Source organism: Kineosporiaceae bacterium SCSIO 59966 (genome assembly GCA_020881835.1).
In the GTDB taxonomy this organism is placed as follows: domain Bacteria; phylum Actinomycetota; class Actinomycetes; order Actinomycetales; family SCSIO-59966; genus SCSIO-59966.
Genome location: CP052876.1, coordinates 2958479 through 2974446, shown reverse-complemented (window position 1 = coordinate 2974446; position 15968 = coordinate 2958479). Strand labels below are relative to the sequence as shown.

The following is a 15968-nucleotide window of genomic DNA, read 5'->3' as shown; positions in this document are numbered from 1 at the left end:
CACCCCGAGACACCGGAAGCGCCGTCCGGCTCTCGCCGCTTCTGCGTGTCTCTCGGGCTGACGCTAGACCCGGCGATACGGTCCGATCGTGGACCCGGTACGCAACCCGTACGCGCCCGGCGCGGGCCAGCGCCCGCCGGAGCTGGCCGGCCGCGACCGCGAGCTCGAGGCGTTCGAGGTCGTGCTCGAGCGGGTGGCGCGGGGCCGGCCGGAGCGCTCCCTGGTGCTCACCGGGCTGCGGGGAGTCGGCAAGACCGTGCTGCTCAACGCGCTGCGCTCGGCGGCGGTCCGCCGCGGGTGGGGCACCGGCAAGCTCGAGGCCCGGCCGGACACGCCGCTGCGCCGTCCGCTGGCCGCTGCGCTGCACCTGGCCGTCCGCGAGCTGTCCGGCCGCAACCGCGAGGAGGCCGACGAGGTGCTCGGCGTCGTCAAGGCGTTCGCGCTGCGCGCGAGCGACGCCGGCAGCAAGCTGCGCGAGCGCTGGCAGCCGGGCATCGACGTCCCCGCCGCCACCGGGCGCGCCGACTCCGGGGACATCGAGATCGACCTCGTCGAGCTGCTCACCGACGTCGCCGGCCTGGCCGCCGCGGCCGGCAAGGGGGTCGCCGTCTGCGTCGACGAGATGCAGGACCTCATGCCGGACGACGTCTCCGCCCTGTGCGCCGCGGCGCACGAGCTGAGCCAGCAGGGCCTTCCGCTCATCGTCGTCGGCGCCGGCCTGCCGCACCTGCCGGCGGTGCTGTCGGCGTCCAAGTCATACAGCGAGCGGCTGTTCCGGTACCTGCGCATCGACCGGCTCGAGCGCGAGCAGGCCGACCGGGCGCTGCGTGCCCCGGCCACCGAGGAGGGCGCCGACTTCACCGACGACGCGCTCGGCGCGCTGTACGCCGCGACCGACGGCTACCCGTACTTCGTCCAGGCCTACGGCAAGGCGGTGTGGGACGTCGCGCCTGCCTCACCGATCACCGCCGAGGACGTCGCCGTCGCCGCGCCGCAGGCCGAGGCCGAGCTCGCCGTCGGCTTCTTCGGCTCCCGCTACGAGCGGGCCACCCCGGCAGAGCGGGAGTACATGCGGGCGATGGCCGACCTGGGCCGGGACAGCGGCGACGGCGTCGTGCCGACCTCCGCGGTCGCCCGCGAGCTCGGCCGCACGCCGCAGTCGCTGTCCCCGGCGCGGGACTCGCTGCTGAAGAAGGGGCTGGTCTACAGCGGCGAGCGCGGCCAGATCGCCTTCACCGTGCCCCACTTCGGCCGTTACCTGCGCAGCCACGGCGACTGACGGCTCGGGGGCCCCGGGACGTCACTCACACACCCCGGGCGTCACCACGCAGCGCGGCGGCCTCGAGGGCCAGCAGCCGCTCCTTGGCGGCCAGCCCCCCGGCGTACCCGGTCAGCGACCCGGACGCCGCGACGACTCGGTGGCAGGGCAGGACGATGCACAGCGGGTTGGCACCGAGTGCCGCACCGACCGCCCGGGACGCCGAGGGCCGGCCCACGTCCGCGGCCAGCCGGCCGTACGTCGTCCGGGAGCCGTAGGGCACGGACGCCGCCAGGCGGGACAGCACCTCCCGCTGGAACCCGCTGGCCACGGCCAGGTCCACCCCGACCTCGAAGCGCCGCCGCCGGCCCGCCAGGTACTCCTCGAGCTGGCGGCGCAGGACGTCGGTCGGACCGGGCCGGCGCAGCACCCGCGGGGACACCCGGGCGGCCAGCCGGGCGAGCACGAGGTCCTCGTCACCGCCGCGGGGCACGAACGCGCAGGCCACCACCGGGCCGTCGACCCGCACCGCGAGCAGCATCCGGCCGACGGCGGTGTCCTCGACCGTGTAGGCGACGTCCTCGCCGTCCAGGTCCGGCGGCGTCACGGGCGGGTCGAAGCCCGCCAGCCGGGCCTCCAGGTCCGTCGGGGGTGTTGTCGGCGGCTGCGGCCGCCGGTGGCTGGGGGTCACGGTGCTCCTTCCGTGCGGCGCAGGGCGGCCAGCGCGTCCGAGACGAGCCGGCGGGTGGCGGTGGGGGTGGTGCCGAGCACCCGGGCGATGGCGGCGTGGTCGAGGTCGGCGACGTACCGCAGCGCGAGCGCGGTGCGCTGCCGCTCGGGCAGCGTTCGGACCCGGGCCCACAGCACGCCGTCGAGGATTCGCTCGCCGGCCACCTCGTCGGCGCCGGCCGTGGTCGGCGCGTCGAGCAGCGTGGCGACCGGCACGGGGCGCCGGGACCGGGCCCGGTAGGAGTCCGTGGCGCACCGGGCGGTGATGGTCATCAGCCAACCGCGCAGGTTCCGACCGCTGCTCAGCGACGGGTACGCGGCCAGCGCCTGCGTCCACGCCTGCTGGGCCACGTCGTCGCCGTCGACCGGGCCGGCGAGAGCGTGCGCCAGCCGCGCCACGTCGCGCCAGTGGGCGTCGACGAGCTGCTGGAACGGCGGCAGGATCGTCACGAGGAGTTCAACGCTAGGACCCCGACACGTGTGAGGGTCCGTTGCCACCATGGTCGGTGTGAGCGACACCGGACACCGCGTGAGCGACACCGGACACCGCCAGGGTCCGCAGGTCGTGGCGCACCGGGGTGCCAGCCACGACCACCCCGAGCACACCCTCGGCGCCTACCTGCGCGCCATCGAAGCCGGCGCGGACGCCCTGGAGTGCGACGTCCGGCTCACCGCCGACGGTCACCTCGTCTGCGTCCACGACCGCCGGGTCGACCGCACCTCCTCCGGTCGGGGCAAGGTGTCCACCCTGGAGCTGGCCCAGCTCGAGGGCCTGGACTGGTCGTCGTGGAAGGCGGGCCGGGACCTGTCAACGGTCGCCGAGCTCCCCGACCGGGACGCCGGCCGCCTGCTGACCCTGCGCCGGCTGCTGTCCGTCGTCGCGGACAGCGGCCGCCCGGTTGAGGTCGCGGTGGAGACCAAGCACCCGACCCGGTACGCCGGCCAGGTCGAGCAGGAGCTCTACGACGTCCTGGACTACTTCGGCTGGGCCCGTCCCCGGCCCGGGCGTCCCTCCCCGGTGCGGGTGATGAGCTTCTCCACCCTGGCCCTGCAGCGGGTGCGGGCGCTGTCGCCGACGCTGCCGCTCGTCCAGCTGCTCGACCACGTGCCGGTGCGGATGCGGGACGGCCGGCTGCCCCGCGGGGTCGGTACCGCCGGGATCAGTGTCGAGCTGCTGCGCCGCGACCCGGGGCTCGTCGACGCCCTGGGCCGCCGCGGCCACCCCGTGCACGTGTGGACGGTGGACGAGCCGGACGACGTCCGCCGGTGCCTGGCGGCCGGCGTCGAGGCCATCATCACGAACCGGCCGGACGCCGTGCTCGCCCAGCTGGTCGCCGCCGGCGTCCGGCGTGGGGAACCGGTGAGCCCGGGCTCAGGTTTGCCCTGAGCGGACCCGGGGTACACCCGCCCACGAACTTAGTGGCCGGTCAGTTGACCGTGTCCGAGCTGAACGTGTCCGAGAAGACCGTGTGCGAGAAGACGGTGTCTGAGACCGAGAGGACTCGCCTGTGGCGACCGCGACGCTCGACGAGCCCCTCGTGGACGTGCCCGTGCCCGGGGACGCCCGCGGGCTACGCCTCCCACACCGGCCGCAGGCGGTCCCGGCGGCCCGCCGCGAGTTCGTCGAGGACGTCACCGACCGGTTGAGCCTGGCCCGCCGCCACCGGCCCGGTGCCGGCGAGCGCGCCGAGACCGTCGAGGACGTCGTGGCCGGGGCCGCCGTCGTAGTCTCCGAGCTCCTCGGCAACGCCGTCCGGCACGCCCGGGCACTGCCCGAGGGCGGCATCCTGCTGCGCTGGCGGGTGCGTGGCGACGTCGTCGTCGTCGAGATCACCGACGGCGGGGCCCCGACCCGGGTGCGGCCCGCTCGTCCCACAGCGTTCTCCAGCCACGGCCGGGGGCTGCGCATCGTCGGCAGCCTGGCCCGGGACTGGGGCGTGCGTGAGAGTCCCGACGGCCGCCGCACCGTGTGGGCGTCCCTCGGCGGCACCGCTGCCCACTCCGCGTCAAGCGCCTGACCCGGCCCCGCCCGGCCGCTCGGTACGCTCCCCGCCCATGGCCTCGTCGTCGCGCCGCCGCGCCGCTCCCGCCGCCCCCGCTGAGCAGGACGTCCCCGTCGTCGGACCCCGTGAGCCCTGCCCGTGCGGCTCCGGCAAGCGGTACAAGCAGTGCCACGGCCGCCGCGCCCAGAGCCAGGCCGTCACGCTGGTCCGCCGCCCGTTCGAGGGCCTGACCGGCGAGTGCGACTGGGTCGCGCTGCGCGAGATCGTGCCGGCAGCGACCGCGACGGCCCGGCTCACCGTCGAGCACGGCGGCTCCGAGGTGACCGTCGCCAGCGTGCTGCCGATGGCGTGGGCGGCCATGCACCGTCAGGACGGGCGGCTGTTCCTCGGGCTGCAGGTTCAGGGCAGCAGTGGCGATGCCAGCCGGGACGCCGCCGCCGCACTGCTGCAGGCCGCGCAGTCCGAGCCGGGCACCCCGGTCGAGGCGGTCGGCCTACCCGGCCCCGGCCCCCGCCTGCAGGACCTGCTCGACCCCGACGTCCCCTTCGACGTCCAGGTCCACTCCGGCTTCGACTTCTGGCTCGAGGGCGGTCAGGAACGCACCCCGGACGTCGAGGCGTCCCTCGAGCGCGCCAACGCCGCCGTCGTGCCGACCGAGCGGCTCAGCGGGGTGCAAGCCGCCTACTGGGCCCGGATCGGGGACCGGGAGCACCTGCGCTGGGTCCTGCCCCACGACGAGGAGGCGTTGCTTGACGCGCTCGCCCGCCTGCACGCCCGCGGCGAGTCCGCTCTGGGCGAAGGGTCCCGGTACGTCGGCGCCTTCCGGGCCCACGGTCTGCTCGTGCCGGTCTGGGACCTGCCGGCCGGCACGTCGGTGGACGGCGCGGAGGAGCCGGCTGCGGCCTTCGCCGGGCGGCTGGAGGCAGCGCTCGCCGAGGACGCCCCGCTCACCGCGGAGGAGCGCCGGGCCCGCGCCGGCGTCGTGTCCCGCCAGCTGACGCTGCGCTGAACGTCGCTGCCGCCTACGGTGGCGGCACAGGCACACCGGAGGAAGGAACACCAATGATGGGGACGTCGATCCGCGGGCTGCTGAGCGTCGCCACCAGCGCGGCGGAGATCGCCGGGGCCGGCCTGCGGCAGGTCGCCAAGACCCTCACCGAGGGCTCCGGCGAGGAGGCGCTCGGCGGCGTGCAGCGGATGCGGGACATGGTCCGCTCGGAGGTCCAGCGCTCGATCGGGCAGCTGGGGGGCGTCAGCCCCGCCGAGGTCGCGGACCTGCGCCACCGGGTCGCCGTCCTGGAGGGCCGGCTGGCGGTCGCCGAGGAGCGCGCCGAGCAGCCCGAGCCGGAGCGGCCGGACCAGCCCGCGAGGAGGGCCGCCAAGAAGGCGACCCCGGGCCGGACGGCGAAGAAGGCCGCCGCGCGCCCGGCTCCACGGCGTCCGGCCCCACGGCGTCAGGCTCCGGCGAGCAGCGTGCCGGCCGAGGGGTCCCGGCCCGTCGCCTCGGTCGGCCCGGACACCTCGACGACCGTCGCGGACGTCGCCGAGGTCAGTCCGCTCGACGAGGGCTGACCGGGTCCCGCCACACGGGGCAGCTCATGCACCGCGGGCCGCCGCGGCCAGAACCGAGCTCGGCGGCGGACAGCCGGATCACCTCGATGCCGGCGTGCTCCAGCCGCGCGTTCGTCTCGGTGTTGCGCTCGTAGGCGACGACGACGCCCGGGGCGACGGCGAGGGTGTTGTTCCCGTCGTCCCACTGCTCACGCTCGGCGGTGACCGGATCGAGGCCGGTGTCGATGACCCGCAACCGCTCGATCCGCATCGCCGCCGCCGCCGCGTCGAGGAACGGGCGGGGTCCTTCGACGTGCACGTCGCCGTCCCGGGGGGTCAGCGTGTACGCCTCGAGGGTGTGGGCGATGTTCGGGTACATGACGACGGCGTCCGCGTCGACCATCGTGCACACCGTGTCGAGGTGCATCGTCGCGCGGTCCTGGGCGATCGGCACCGCCAGCACGCTGCGGGCGACTCCGGCCTCGAACACCTGCCGGGCGAGCCGCTCGACCCCGGCGGGCGTCGTCCGCTCGCCGGTGCCGACCGCGAGGACGCCGTCGGACAGGACGAGGACATCGCCGCCCTCGAGGTGCTCCAGGTTCGGGTTGTAGACCATCGGGGTGCCGGCGAACCGGGGGTGGTGGGTGTAGACCACCTCGGTCAGGGACGTCTCGCGCTGCCGGGCCGGCATCGCCAGCGAGGCGACCGCCACCCGGTCGCCGACCCACGCCGAGGAGTCCCGGGTGAACAGCAGGTTCGGCAGCGGGTCGACGACGAAGTCGTCAGGCGCCGCGAGCGTGGTGACGAGCCCCGGCTCGCTCACCGGCCGGCGGGCGTTGAGCTCGTCCACCCGCAGGCCGGCGACGAGGACGCCGGCCAGCTGGGCCGGCTCCAGCTCCTCGAGGTAGGCGCGGACCCGGCGGGCTAACGACACTCCCAGGCGCGGCTCCGCGAGCACCGCGGCGATCGCCTCCGCCCGGGCGGCGGGTACCTCGAGTGCCTCGCGGACGAGGTCGCCGAGGTAGAGCACCTCGACACCCCGGTCCCGCAGGACGCCGGCGAAGGCGTCGTGCTCCTCCTGCGCCCGGGTCACCCACGGGATGCCGTCGAAGAGCAGCCGGTCGTTGTTGCGGGGCGTGAGCCGCTGCAGCTCGGCGCCGGGCCGGTGCAGGACGACGGACCGCAGCCGCCCGACCTCGCTCGTGACACCACGCCCGGTCACCGCCGGGGACTGCTCGCTCGACATGGGCGCGAGGGTATCGACCGGCCCTGAAGGCGTCGGACGTCCGCTGCGTGCCAGCACTGTGCGAGCAGGCGGGGGCGGGGGTGGCGGGATTGCATGATCACCGAGAAGGAGCGGGTGGCAAGGCGTGCGGGGTGGCGGGACTGCATGATCACGAAGGGGGTGGTGGTGGGCGGGGCGGAGCCGAGCTCAGCTGGTCCAGCGCCTCGGTGGGACCCAGCTCAGGCTCAGCGCCTCAGTAGGCTCCAGCGGTGAGCACCCCGCCGACACGCGCGGCCGTCGTCGTGCCCGCCAAGAACGAGGCGGACCGGGTCGCGGCGACCGTCCGCAGCGCGCTGACCATCCCCGGCGTCGACCTCGTCGTCGTCGTGGACGACGGCAGCACCGACGACACCCAGCGGGCCGCCCGCGAGGCCGGCGCGCACGTCGTCCGGCACCTGCGAAACCGCGGCAAGGGGGCGGCAATGACGACCGGCGCGCTCGCCGTCGCCCGTCGCGACGCCCTCGACGGCACGGCCGCCCGGGCCCTGCTGTTCGTCGACGCTGACCTGGGGGAGACCGCCGCGAGTACCGCACCGCTCACCGTCCCGGTGCTGGCCGACCAGGCCGACATGACGATTGCCGTGCTGCCGCCGCAACGCACCGCCGGCGGCGGGCACGGCCTCGTCGTCAACCTGTCCCGCAACGGGATTCGGCGGGCCACCGGGTGGACCGCCACCCAGCCGTTGTCGGGGATGCGGTGCCTGACCCGCGAGGCGTTCAACGCGGCCTTGCCGCTGGCCGCGGGGTGGGGCGTCGAGACCGGGCTGACCATCGACCTGCTGCGTCAGGGGTTCCGGGTCCACGAGGTGCCGTGCGACCTGCACCACCGGGTGACCGGGACGGACTGGCGAGCGCAGCTGCACCGCGCCCGGCAGTACCGCGACGTCGCCCGCGCCCTGCTCGCGCGCGGCGTGCGACCCTGGGGCGGTTGAGGCCGGGTCGTCGGCCTCAGACCCTGATTTTTCAGCCGGGTTCGCCCTGCCCGGTTTGTCTTGATCGGATTCGACGATTCCGGGCCCGTTGGGGTCAGCGGTTGAGGCGTCGGCTCGGTCGCTGACTCCGTTGGGTTGCTGTCTGCTGCTGATGAGGGCGTCCGGGGGTGATCAGGGCGCGTGTCATCGCATTGGGTGCTCGGTGATCTTGTGGTTCGGTGGTGGTCAGCCGAAGGCGGGCAGGGCCCGTATCCGTTTGAGCGCGTCGGTGAACGCTTCGACGTGGGGGTAGGCGGCGGCGAACCGCAGGTGCAGGCGCCGCCCGGAGCGCACGAGGCGGGCGGCGACGTTCAGGAACGCCAGCCGCAGTCGTTTGCCGCGGGCGCGGCGGTACGCCCGGGGCAGGGCCAAGGTCCGCAGCCACAGGGCGACGTTGTGGGCCAGCGCGGCGGCCTGCCAGTACAGCCAGTTCCCGAAGAACGACTGGACGGGTGCGTGGATCATCCCGAAGTCGTTCTTGAGCGCCCGGATGGTGTCCTCGGGGATCCCGCCGCGCAGCCGGTGGTGGGCCTCCACCTCGGCTGCGGTCATCCGCTCGCCCGGCACGTTGGTGATGATGGCGTGCAGCCGCCAGCCGTCCAGGTCGTCGATCGCCAGCTGCTCGCCGTCGGCCTTGGGTTGGCGGCGCACGATCAACCGCACGGTGCGCCCGAGCAACGTCGTGCTGGTCTCGGCGACCTGGCTGCCCTTGCCGGTCTCGTTGCCGAGTGCCGGCGCCCAGACCGTGGCGTCGTCGCTGGCCAGCGCGTGCACCGCGGCGGCGACGTTCGGGTAGTCGCGGGCGGTGACCGAGTAGTCCGCGTCGTGGCGTTCGGCGGCCGCGATCACCTGGTCCTGGTAGCGGCGGAGTCCACCCGGATCCACAGTCGATAGGAGCCCCGGCAGCCCGTTGGGATGGCGCCGACGCACTCGTCGATGAAGCTGCCCATCGCGCGGCCGTCGTTGGCGGCGCCGCCGCGGGCCCGCAGCGCCAGCACGTCCCCGGTCTCCCGCACACCCCGACCAGCGGGGACAGCGCCGTCTGCCCGGTCCGGGAGAACGCGCTGCCTTCCTTGCCCGGCCCGTAGACCGCCACCCTCGTGGCGTCCGGGTCGATCGTCAGTCCGGTTCCCGTCGGGGGCGGCGCCGCAGGCCACGCCCGGCGCAGCATCGCCCGGTTGACCGCCGCGGCCTTGACGACCCGGCCCAGGTCCGCCCCGGCCAGGAACCGCCACGAGGTGGCGACGCTCGGCAGCGCGTTCGCGCCGCGCAGCGCGGCGGTCGCGGGTCGGCCAGCAGGTACCGGTCGGACAGGAAGTCCCCGCCGGCCAGCAGCATCTCACCAGCGCCCGGTAACATTCACCCCCGGTGTAGCCGCCGGGCCGATCGGGCGCAGCTCGCGCGCGGTCGGCCTCGGCACGAGATTCAGCCGGTCCAGCACCGGACCCCACAACGCCACCCCCGCCACCGGCGTCAGATCCGCCTCCGAGGCGCTCACCACGGGCACCGGCACCGGCCGCGCCGGACGCGCCAGCACGACATCCTCGACCTCGAACAACAGCCCGGTATCGTTCACCTCGAAGGTGCCCTTCCTGCTCGGTGATCGCGGCTTCGACAACCACGATCTTCCCTTGCAGCAAGGGCACTTTCGCGTCACGACACGGGCGTCAAGTCATCGCCGGCTGCAAAATCAGGGTCAGAGCTCAGTGCAGATCTCTGTGCAGACCTCAGCGCCGCTGGGTCTGCTGCGCTTGCTCGGCTCCCTGTGCCGGCTGCGCCGCTGAGCCGTCACCGGGCGGTGGACCCGACCGGCTGTCGTCCTCGATCTCCAGCACCCGGACGCTGGCCGCGATGAGCAGCGGGATCGCCAGGGTCGCGCCGACGGCGGGCACCACCGTGCCGGAGTCGTTGATGGCGAAGCCGATGGCGAGCATGACGATGAGCGCGGTGAGGCCGGGACGCAGCGCCGGGCAGTACTCGTAGGTGCGCTGGAGCGCCGGGGCACCCCAGGCGACCGGCCGCATCAGGATGAGGCCGATGAACAGCGCGCCGACCGGCACCAGCACCGACAGCCAGCTGCCGAAGAGGATCTCGACGTTCTGGGCGAGCTTGCGCTCGACCACTGTCCAGGCCCCGCCGTCCAGGACGGTCTGGACGAACCGGCCCAGGTGGGTGCGGTCGTCGGCGGGCCGCAGCCAGTCCACGACGGACAGCGAGGCCACGGCGGCGAGCGTGCCGAGCCCGATCAGCAGCAGCGAGCGCCAGGAGATCCGCACCCCGCCGACCACGAGGGCCAGCAGGGCGAACGCGGGGATCATCGACGGCGGGCCGCCGAAGTCGCTGCCCAGCCCGGGGGCGCCGTCCACGACGACCGCGACGACCCCGATGCCCGCGATCGCGGCCACCGCGGCGCTCCGCCGGCCGCGGCGCAGCAGGTGGTCGGCCAGCGCGGTCGCGGCGAGCAGGGCGCCGGTCGCGAACAGCGCGTACTGCACGTTGCCGAGCCCGTAGAACCGCCCGGCGACAACCGGTTGCAGGCCCATCAGGCTCGAGGTGATGAGCCGGGTGCCGGCGACGACGTCCGCGGCCAGCACGAGCGCGGTGATCCCGGAGACGACGCCGAGCGGGCCGAGCGGACGACGTCCCCACGGACCGCGCTGCGCGACGACCGCGACGAGGACCGCGAACACCGCGACCGCGGCGACGACGGCGACGAAGTCGTTGCCCGCCCGCCACCACGGCACGAGGTTCGCGAGGAACGTCGACACCGGGACGGCGGCGAACAGCACCGACACCCGGCGCAGCCCGGCGAGCACCCGACGGCGCCCCTCCGGGCCCCGCCAGCGGTTGCGCAGCGCCAGCGCGGCGGCCCCGTACAGGGCGAGCTGCGCGGCGACCAGGAGGTTGAAGAACCACGGGACGAGCGGCTGGACGGCCCGGGAGGCGGCGTCGACGTCGAGCAGCCGCTCGAGCCGCTCGGCGGCGGCCGGGGACGAGCCGGCCAGCGGCACGACCGGTGCCCCGACGAGGGAGGCCGGGGCGTCGAGGTCGAGCAGCGCGAGCAGCGTCGGGGTGAGGTCGGTGACCTGGACGATCCCGTCCTGGCGGGTGGAGCTGCTGGCGAGCAGCGCCTCGGCGTAGGCGGTGCCGCCGGGCGCCGGGCCGGTGGCGGCTGCGAGCTGCAGCCGCGCGGTCAGCCCCGCGTCCGCAAGGGCGGCCACGAGGACCGTGGCGCCGTCGGGGACGGCGTCCAGGACGGCGCCGACCCGGGCGTCCAGGGCGGCGGCCTGAGCCAGCCGGTCGGGGCCGAAGGCCTTGGGGTCCGACGGAGGCAGGTCGTCCGGGTCCCGCAGCGCCCCGGCGTCGACGACGACGAGGTCGCGGTCGGCAACCGCCTGGACGTCCGCGGCGAGCGCCGCCGGGTCCGTGGCCCCGCGCCGGTAGGCGCCGACGACGGCGCCGTCGGCATCGGCGAGCGCGACGGCGGCCCCCGGCCCGACGGCCGCGGCCCGCACGTCGGCGGCGCGCAGGTGCTCCCCGAGCAGTCCCGGCTCGGCGTCGAAGCTTCTGGCGGCCGCTTCTGCCGCGTACACGTCCCACCGCGGGACGACGCCGTCGACGGGATCCTGCGGGACCCGGCACAGCGGCTCACCGGGCTCACGCGCGGCGTCCCCGGCGCGGCGTCCGGCCGAGACGGCGAGCCAGCCGTCGACGGGGCAGGCGCGGCTGCGGACGCTGCGGGCGGCCAGCACGCCGGCGGCACCGTCCTCGAGCAGGGACCACAGCGCCGGGGTGCGCTCGGGATCGACGTCGTCCCAGCGCAGTCCCGGGACGCCTACCAGGACGACGGGTCCGGGGACGGCGTCCGGGCCCAGGGCGGCACGCGCCGGCGGGGCGGCCGGGACGGTGAGCGCGCCGAGCAGGGTGCACAGCGCCAGCAGGGCGACGAGCAGTCGAGGACGTCGCGTGGCCGGCACGAGACCAGGCTACGTGCCGAGCACTCCGGCGGCGCTCACCACGGCGAGCACGGCGCACACGGCGGCGCCGATCCGGCGCACGGTCGCCAGCCTCAGCCGGGCCAGCAGTGCCCGGCCCAGCAGTGCACCGGCCCCCGAGACGAGCAGCAGCGCCAGCCAGGCCCCGGCGAACACCGAGACGGGGTCCCCGGTCTGCGCCGCCAGACCCGCGGTGAACAGCTGGGACAGGTCTCCCCACTCGGCGAGGAACAGCACGACGAAGCTCGTCCCCACCGCCTTCAGTGCGTGCCCCCGGCCGGTCTGCGCCCCGGCGCCGACCTTGGCGGTGACCTCGGCCTCGGTCTGTGCCTCCTCGGCGTCGGCGCCGGCGGCGGAGCGCCACAGCAGGACCGCGCCGACCGCGAACAGCAGCGCGACGAGGACGAGCACGGGCGTGCGCGGCAGCTGGGCGATGAGACCGCCGACGGTCACAGCGATCGCGGTCTGCACGGCGAACGCCAGCGCGACCCCGACCCACACCTGCAGCGGCCGGAACCTGGTGGCGAGCACCAGGGTCGCCACGAACGTCTTGTCCGGCAGCTCGACCGGCAGGATGACGGCGAGCGCGGTGAGTGCGACGGTGAGGTCCATGACGGGGCGAGGCTAGCCGCCCCGCACCCAGCCCTAGGCTGACGCCATGCCCGGCGTCCCCCCTGCCCGCTACGCCTTCCTCGGACCTGAGGGCACGTTCACCGAGGCGGCGCTGCGCCAGGTCCCGGCCGCCGAGCACGGCGACCACGTCCCCTGCGCGACGGTGGGGGCGGCGCTCGACCTCGTGCGCGCGGGCGACGTCGCCGCCGCCATGGTCCCCATCGAGAACTCCGTCGAGGGCGGGGTGAGTGCCACCCTCGACGCGCTGTCCGCCGGGGACCCGCTCGTCGTCGTCCGGGAGGTCCTCGTCCCGATCACCTTCGTCCTGGCGGCACGGCCCGGGACCGGGCTGGACGGCGTCCGGGTGGTCTCCAGCCACGCCCACGCCCAGGCCCAGTGCCGGGGCTGGCTGTCCGAGAACCTGCCGCACGCGACGTACCTGCCGGCGCTGTCCACCGCCGCGGCCGCCGCAGGGCTCACCGCGCCCCCCGGGCACGACGGCGCCCTCGGTTACGACGCCGCCCTGTGCGCGCCGATCGCCGCGCACCGCTACGGCCTGGAGGTGCTCGCCGAGCACGTCGAGGACAACCCCGGGGCGGTGACCCGGTTCGTGCTCGTCGGCCGCCCGGCCCCGCCGCCGCCGCGCACCGGGGCGGACAAGACGACCCTGCTCGTGCACCTGGCCGACGACCACGCCGGGGCGCTGCTGGAGCTGCTGGAGCAGTTCGCCACCCGTGGGGTCAACCTCACCCGGATCGAGTCCCGGCCGCGCGGGGACGCCCTGGGCCAGTACGCGTTCTCCATCGACTGCGAGGGGCACGTCGACGACGAGCGGGTCGCCGAGGCCCTCATCGGGCTGCACCGGACCAGCCCCTTCGTGCGCTACCTGGGCTCCTACCCCCGAGCGGACGGCCGGCCGACCGAGGTGACGACGTCGACGACCGACGGCGCGTTCACCGCCGCCCGGGCCTGGGTCAGCCGGCTCCGGGAGGGCCGGAGCTGACCTGCCGCGCCCCGGCGCCGTCCAGGACGCCGTCGCCGTCGGAGTCCGGTTGGCGGGGGTCGCGCTGTCCGGCGCGCCGGGCCTCGGCCTGTGCGGTCACGGCGACCCCGCCGAGCAGGGCGATCCCGGTGAGGTAGGCCCAGATGAGCAGCGCCATCACCGCAGTCAGCGGGCCGTAGGTGCCGTCGAAGGAGTCGGCTGCGACGTACACGGCGAGCAGGCCCGAGGCCGCCAGCCAGCCCAGCACGGTGACGCTTGCCCCGAGCACGAGCCAGGAGACCCCGGGCTGGCGGCGGCGGGGGGCGAACCGGAAGAGCACGGTGACGGCCAGCAGCAGGAGCAGCAGCCCTACCGGCCAGCGGCCGACCGTGAACACCAGGTGCACGGTGTCGGGCCAGCCGTACACCTGCTCGACGGCGTCCTGGAACGGGCGTCCGGCGACGATGAGCAGCAGCCCGGTCGTCATGGGGGTGCCCGCAACGACGGTCAGGACGCCTGCCCGCACGTACTTCACCAGCGACGGCCGATCCCGCTCGGTGCCGTAGATCCGGTTCGCGCCTCGTTCGAGCTGGGCGAAGGCCGTCGTCATGGCCGCGAAGGAGACCAGCAGACCGAGGACCAGGGCGAGCTCGCCGGCCTCCTCGCGAGGCGCCTCGTCGCCTGCGCCGGCCTGCTCCTGAGCCCCTTGGACGATCTGCTCCACCACCTCGTCACTGCCCGCCGGGCTCAGTGCCACCGCGGTGCGCGCCACTACCTCCGAGACGTGCTCGGCGCCGATGGCAGCCGCGAGCCCGGTCATCGCGATCACCATCGGGACGGTGGCCAGGGCAAGCTGGAAGCCGAACCCACGAGCGTGGCTGAACCCGTCGCCGAAACGGAACCGGGTGAACGACTCCCGCAGCAGCGGCCACCCCGCGTGGTCATGGAGGACCTCTCCGGCGTCGTGGAGGTCCAGCTCCTCGCCGGGCAGGCCCACGGTCTCCGGGACCGGGCGGACGCTGCTCACCGGGCTCCTCGGGGTGATCGGGACATCCTGGCCGCCAGTGCGGTGAGCACCACGCCGAGCAGGACGCCGGCGGCCACGTCGGACAGGTAGTGCACGCCGAGCACGAGCCGGTCCAGCGCGGTGACTACGACGACCAGGACGCCGGCGCCGGTGACGGCGGCGACGGCCGCGCGGGACCGGTGGTGCAGCCAGGGCGCGGCCAGGACGACGAGCAGCAGGCCGGTGCCGAGTGCCGCGTTCAGCGCGTGCAGGCTGGGGAAGGCGTATCCCGACTCGGCGGCCACCGGCTCGCCCCAGGCCGGTCGGGGACGCGCCACGGCGAGCTTGACGGCGAACCCGAGCAGCCCCCCACCGGCCATCACCACCGCGGCCACGACGGCCGCCCGGCGACGCCCGGCACGCCAGGCGAGGACGCACCCGACGGCGACCAGCACGCGGAACGTCCACGGGTGCAGGGCGACCGCGCCGATCTCGCCGGCGGCAACGAGTGCCTCGTTCGACACGACCTGCTCGCGGAACCACAGTGCGACCGAGCGGTCCGGCTCCAGGGAGGTGAGCCCGCCGGCGACGGGGCTGGTCTGGTCGACCACGACGTCTCAGTCGCCGTCCGGCCGGCGGGGGACTCCCTGGTCACGGCTCCCGGCCGGGACCCGCACCAGCAGCGCCTGCGGCTCGACCCGCATCCGCAGCTCGACCGCCTCCCCGACGGGGTCGCCGTCCAGCTGCGCCGGCTGCGGGGTGTCGCTGGTGATGACGATGTCCCGGGCGCGCCAGTGCTCGACCCGGCCGTGCCCCCGGCGGCGCCGGCTGATCACCCGGGCGGCGACGGCGGCCCAGCCGACGACGCCGCGCGGGGAGATGGTCACCATGTCCAGCCAGCCGTCGTCGACCTCGGCGTCCGGCATGAGCACGAGCCCACCGAGCAGCTCCCCGCAGTTCCCGACGACGACGGTGCGCACCCGGCGGGTCACCGGCGCCTCGCCGTCGACGCGCAGGTGCACCCGCGCCTGCTGGCCGCGCAGCTGGCGCAGCCCCGAGATCGCGTAGGCCAGGGGGCCGACCCTCGCCTTGAGGGCCTCGGGGGCGTTGGCCATGACCGCCGCGTCGAAGCCCATCCCGGCCATGACGAGGAACGCCTGCTCCTCGGGGCGGCTGTGCTCCACGCCTCCCGGCCCCACGACGGTGATCCACCCCACGTCGACCGGCCGGTTGCGGCCGGTCAGCGCGATCCGCACCGAGCCGGGCACGTCGGTGGCGCTGACGTCGAGGTTGTGGGCCAGCAGGTTGCCGGTGCCGGCGGGCAGCAGTCCCATCGGGACGCCGGTGCCGGCCAGGGTCTCCCCGACCGTGCGGACGGTGCCGTCGCCGCCGCAGGCGATGACGACGGCGGCTCCCCGCTCGAGCGCCTCCCGGGTCTGGCCCACGCCGGGGTCCTCGACCGTCGTCTCCAGCCACAGCGGCGGCGCCCACCCGGCGGCGGTGCACGCCACCTCCACCTGGGCGCGCACGCCGTCCGTGCCGCCGTCGAACTTCGTCGGGTTGACGACCACCGCGG

The 15968-nt window shown here is 75.4% G+C and carries 15 protein-coding genes and 1 pseudogene; 7 read left to right on the top strand and 9 right to left on the bottom strand.

Going from position 1 to position 15968, the window contains the following annotated elements:
* Nucleotides 1–88 precede the first annotated feature (88 nt).
* Nucleotides 89–1279: an ATP-binding protein gene (locus HJG43_13935; protein ID UER55455.1), complete on the top strand. Its 1191-nt coding sequence runs from the start codon at nt 89–91 to the stop codon at nt 1277–1279.
* A 25-nt stretch (nt 1280–1304) separates the two neighbouring features.
* Here the strand turns inward: HJG43_13935 and HJG43_13930 are convergent, their stop codons facing one another.
* Together HJG43_13930 and HJG43_13925 are read right to left on the bottom strand one after the other, a co-directional pair.
* A complete protein-coding gene (locus HJG43_13930; protein ID UER55454.1) occupies nt 1305–1949 on the bottom strand; it encodes a methylated-DNA--[protein]-cysteine S-methyltransferase in 645 nt (214 codons plus the stop codon).
* Entirely contained in the window at nt 1946–2488 is a 543-nt protein-coding gene (locus HJG43_13925) for a sigma-70 family RNA polymerase sigma factor (protein UER55992.1), read from the bottom strand. Before HJG43_13925 ends, HJG43_13930 begins: the two co-directional genes overlap by 4 nt.
* Here HJG43_13925 and HJG43_13920 point away from each other — a divergent pair.
* The 4 genes from HJG43_13920 to HJG43_13905 all read left to right on the top strand — a co-directional run bounded on the left by HJG43_13920 (nt 2487) and on the right by HJG43_13905 (nt 5562).
* Nucleotides 2487–3374 (top strand): glycerophosphodiester phosphodiesterase, encoded by an 888-nt coding sequence (locus HJG43_13920; GenBank protein UER55453.1) that lies wholly within the window; start codon nt 2487–2489, stop codon nt 3372–3374. The genes HJG43_13925 and HJG43_13920 overlap by 2 nt on opposite strands.
* Nucleotides 3375–3495: 121 nt before the next feature.
* Nucleotides 3496–4005 carry an ATP-binding protein gene (locus HJG43_13915; GenBank protein ID UER55452.1) on the top strand — a complete coding sequence of 170 codons (510 nt, stop codon included), beginning with the start codon at nt 3496–3498 and terminating at the stop codon, nt 4003–4005.
* 37 nt (nt 4006–4042) lie between these two features.
* Entirely contained in the window at nt 4043–4999 is a 957-nt protein-coding gene (locus HJG43_13910) for an SEC-C domain-containing protein (protein UER55451.1), read from the top strand.
* 56 nt (nt 5000–5055) lie between these two features.
* Nucleotides 5056–5562, top strand: coding sequence for a hypothetical protein (locus HJG43_13905; protein ID UER55450.1), 507 nt, complete (start codon nt 5056–5058; stop codon nt 5560–5562).
* Here HJG43_13905 and arcA read toward each other — a convergent pair.
* Nucleotides 5540–6787 (bottom strand): arginine deiminase, encoded by a 1248-nt coding sequence (gene arcA, locus HJG43_13900; GenBank protein UER55449.1) that lies wholly within the window; start codon nt 6785–6787, stop codon nt 5540–5542. The two genes, HJG43_13905 and arcA, sit on opposite strands and share 23 nt — an antisense overlap.
* Before the next feature lie 248 nt (nt 6788–7035).
* Between arcA and HJG43_13895 the strand changes: the two genes are divergently transcribed.
* Entirely contained in the window at nt 7036–7758 is a 723-nt protein-coding gene (locus HJG43_13895; GenBank protein UER55448.1) for a glycosyltransferase, read from the top strand.
* 225 nt (nt 7759–7983) lie between these two features.
* Here the strand turns inward: HJG43_13895 and HJG43_13890 are convergent.
* The 3 genes and pseudogenes from HJG43_13890 to HJG43_13880 all read right to left on the bottom strand — a co-directional run bounded on the left by HJG43_13890 (nt 7984) and on the right by HJG43_13880 (nt 12404).
* Nucleotides 7984–9298: pseudogene (locus tag HJG43_13890) on the bottom strand (IS1380 family transposase).
* Between the two features lie 226 nt (nt 9299–9524).
* Nucleotides 9525–11774 carry a hypothetical protein gene (locus tag HJG43_13885; protein ID UER55447.1) on the bottom strand — a complete coding sequence of 750 codons (2250 nt, stop codon included), beginning with the start codon at nt 11772–11774 and terminating at the stop codon, nt 9525–9527.
* A 9-nt stretch (nt 11775–11783) separates the two neighbouring features.
* Entirely contained in the window at nt 11784–12404 is a 621-nt protein-coding gene (locus HJG43_13880) for a TMEM165/GDT1 family protein (protein ID UER55446.1), read from the bottom strand.
* Nucleotides 12405–12450: 46 nt separating this feature from the next.
* On the opposite strand from HJG43_13880, the gene pheA reads away from it, so the two are divergent.
* Nucleotides 12451–13407 carry a prephenate dehydratase gene (gene pheA / locus HJG43_13875; protein ID UER55445.1) on the top strand — a complete coding sequence of 319 codons (957 nt, stop codon included), beginning with the start codon at nt 12451–12453 and terminating at the stop codon, nt 13405–13407.
* On the opposite strand, the gene HJG43_13870 is transcribed toward pheA, so the two are convergent.
* The 3 genes from HJG43_13870 to HJG43_13860 are packed head-to-tail and all read right to left on the bottom strand — an operon-like array spanning nt 13379 to nt 15963.
* Nucleotides 13379–14413, bottom strand: coding sequence for a YihY/virulence factor BrkB family protein (locus HJG43_13870; GenBank protein UER55444.1), 1035 nt, complete (start codon nt 14411–14413; stop codon nt 13379–13381). The two genes, pheA and HJG43_13870, sit on opposite strands and share 29 nt — an antisense overlap.
* Nucleotides 14410–15003, bottom strand: a complete 594-nt coding sequence (locus HJG43_13865) for a phosphatase PAP2 family protein (GenBank protein ID UER55443.1) — start codon at nt 15001–15003, stop codon at nt 14410–14412. The genes HJG43_13870 and HJG43_13865 overlap by 4 nt, the downstream gene beginning before the upstream one ends.
* 6 nt (nt 15004–15009) lie before the next feature.
* Nucleotides 15010–15963 carry a diacylglycerol kinase family lipid kinase gene (locus HJG43_13860; protein UER55991.1) on the bottom strand — a complete coding sequence of 318 codons (954 nt, stop codon included), beginning with the start codon at nt 15961–15963 and terminating at the stop codon, nt 15010–15012.
* Nucleotides 15964–15968 lie beyond the last annotated feature (5 nt).

What these genes read in the sequence shown, in the direction of transcription:
- arcA (UER55449.1), bottom strand. Translation starts at nt 6,787, where the DNA reads ATGTCGAGCGAGCAGTCCCCGGCGGTGACCGGGCGTGGTGTCACGAGC.
- pheA (UER55445.1), top strand. Translation starts at nt 12,451, where the DNA reads ATGCCCGGCGTCCCCCCTGCCCGCTACGCCTTCCTCGGACCTGAGGGC.
- HJG43_13910 (UER55451.1), top strand. Translation starts at nt 4,043, where the DNA reads ATGGCCTCGTCGTCGCGCCGCCGCGCCGCTCCCGCCGCCCCCGCTGAG.
- HJG43_13905 (UER55450.1), top strand. Translation starts at nt 5,056, where the DNA reads ATGGGGACGTCGATCCGCGGGCTGCTGAGCGTCGCCACCAGCGCGGCG.
- HJG43_13880 (UER55446.1), bottom strand. Translation starts at nt 12,404, where the DNA reads ATGGACCTCACCGTCGCACTCACCGCGCTCGCCGTCATCCTGCCGGTC.
- HJG43_13920 (UER55453.1), top strand. Translation starts at nt 2,487, where the DNA reads ATGGTCGGTGTGAGCGACACCGGACACCGCGTGAGCGACACCGGACAC.
- HJG43_13925 (UER55992.1), bottom strand. Translation starts at nt 2,488, where the DNA reads ATGGTGGCAACGGACCCTCACACGTGTCGGGGTCCTAGCGTTGAACTC.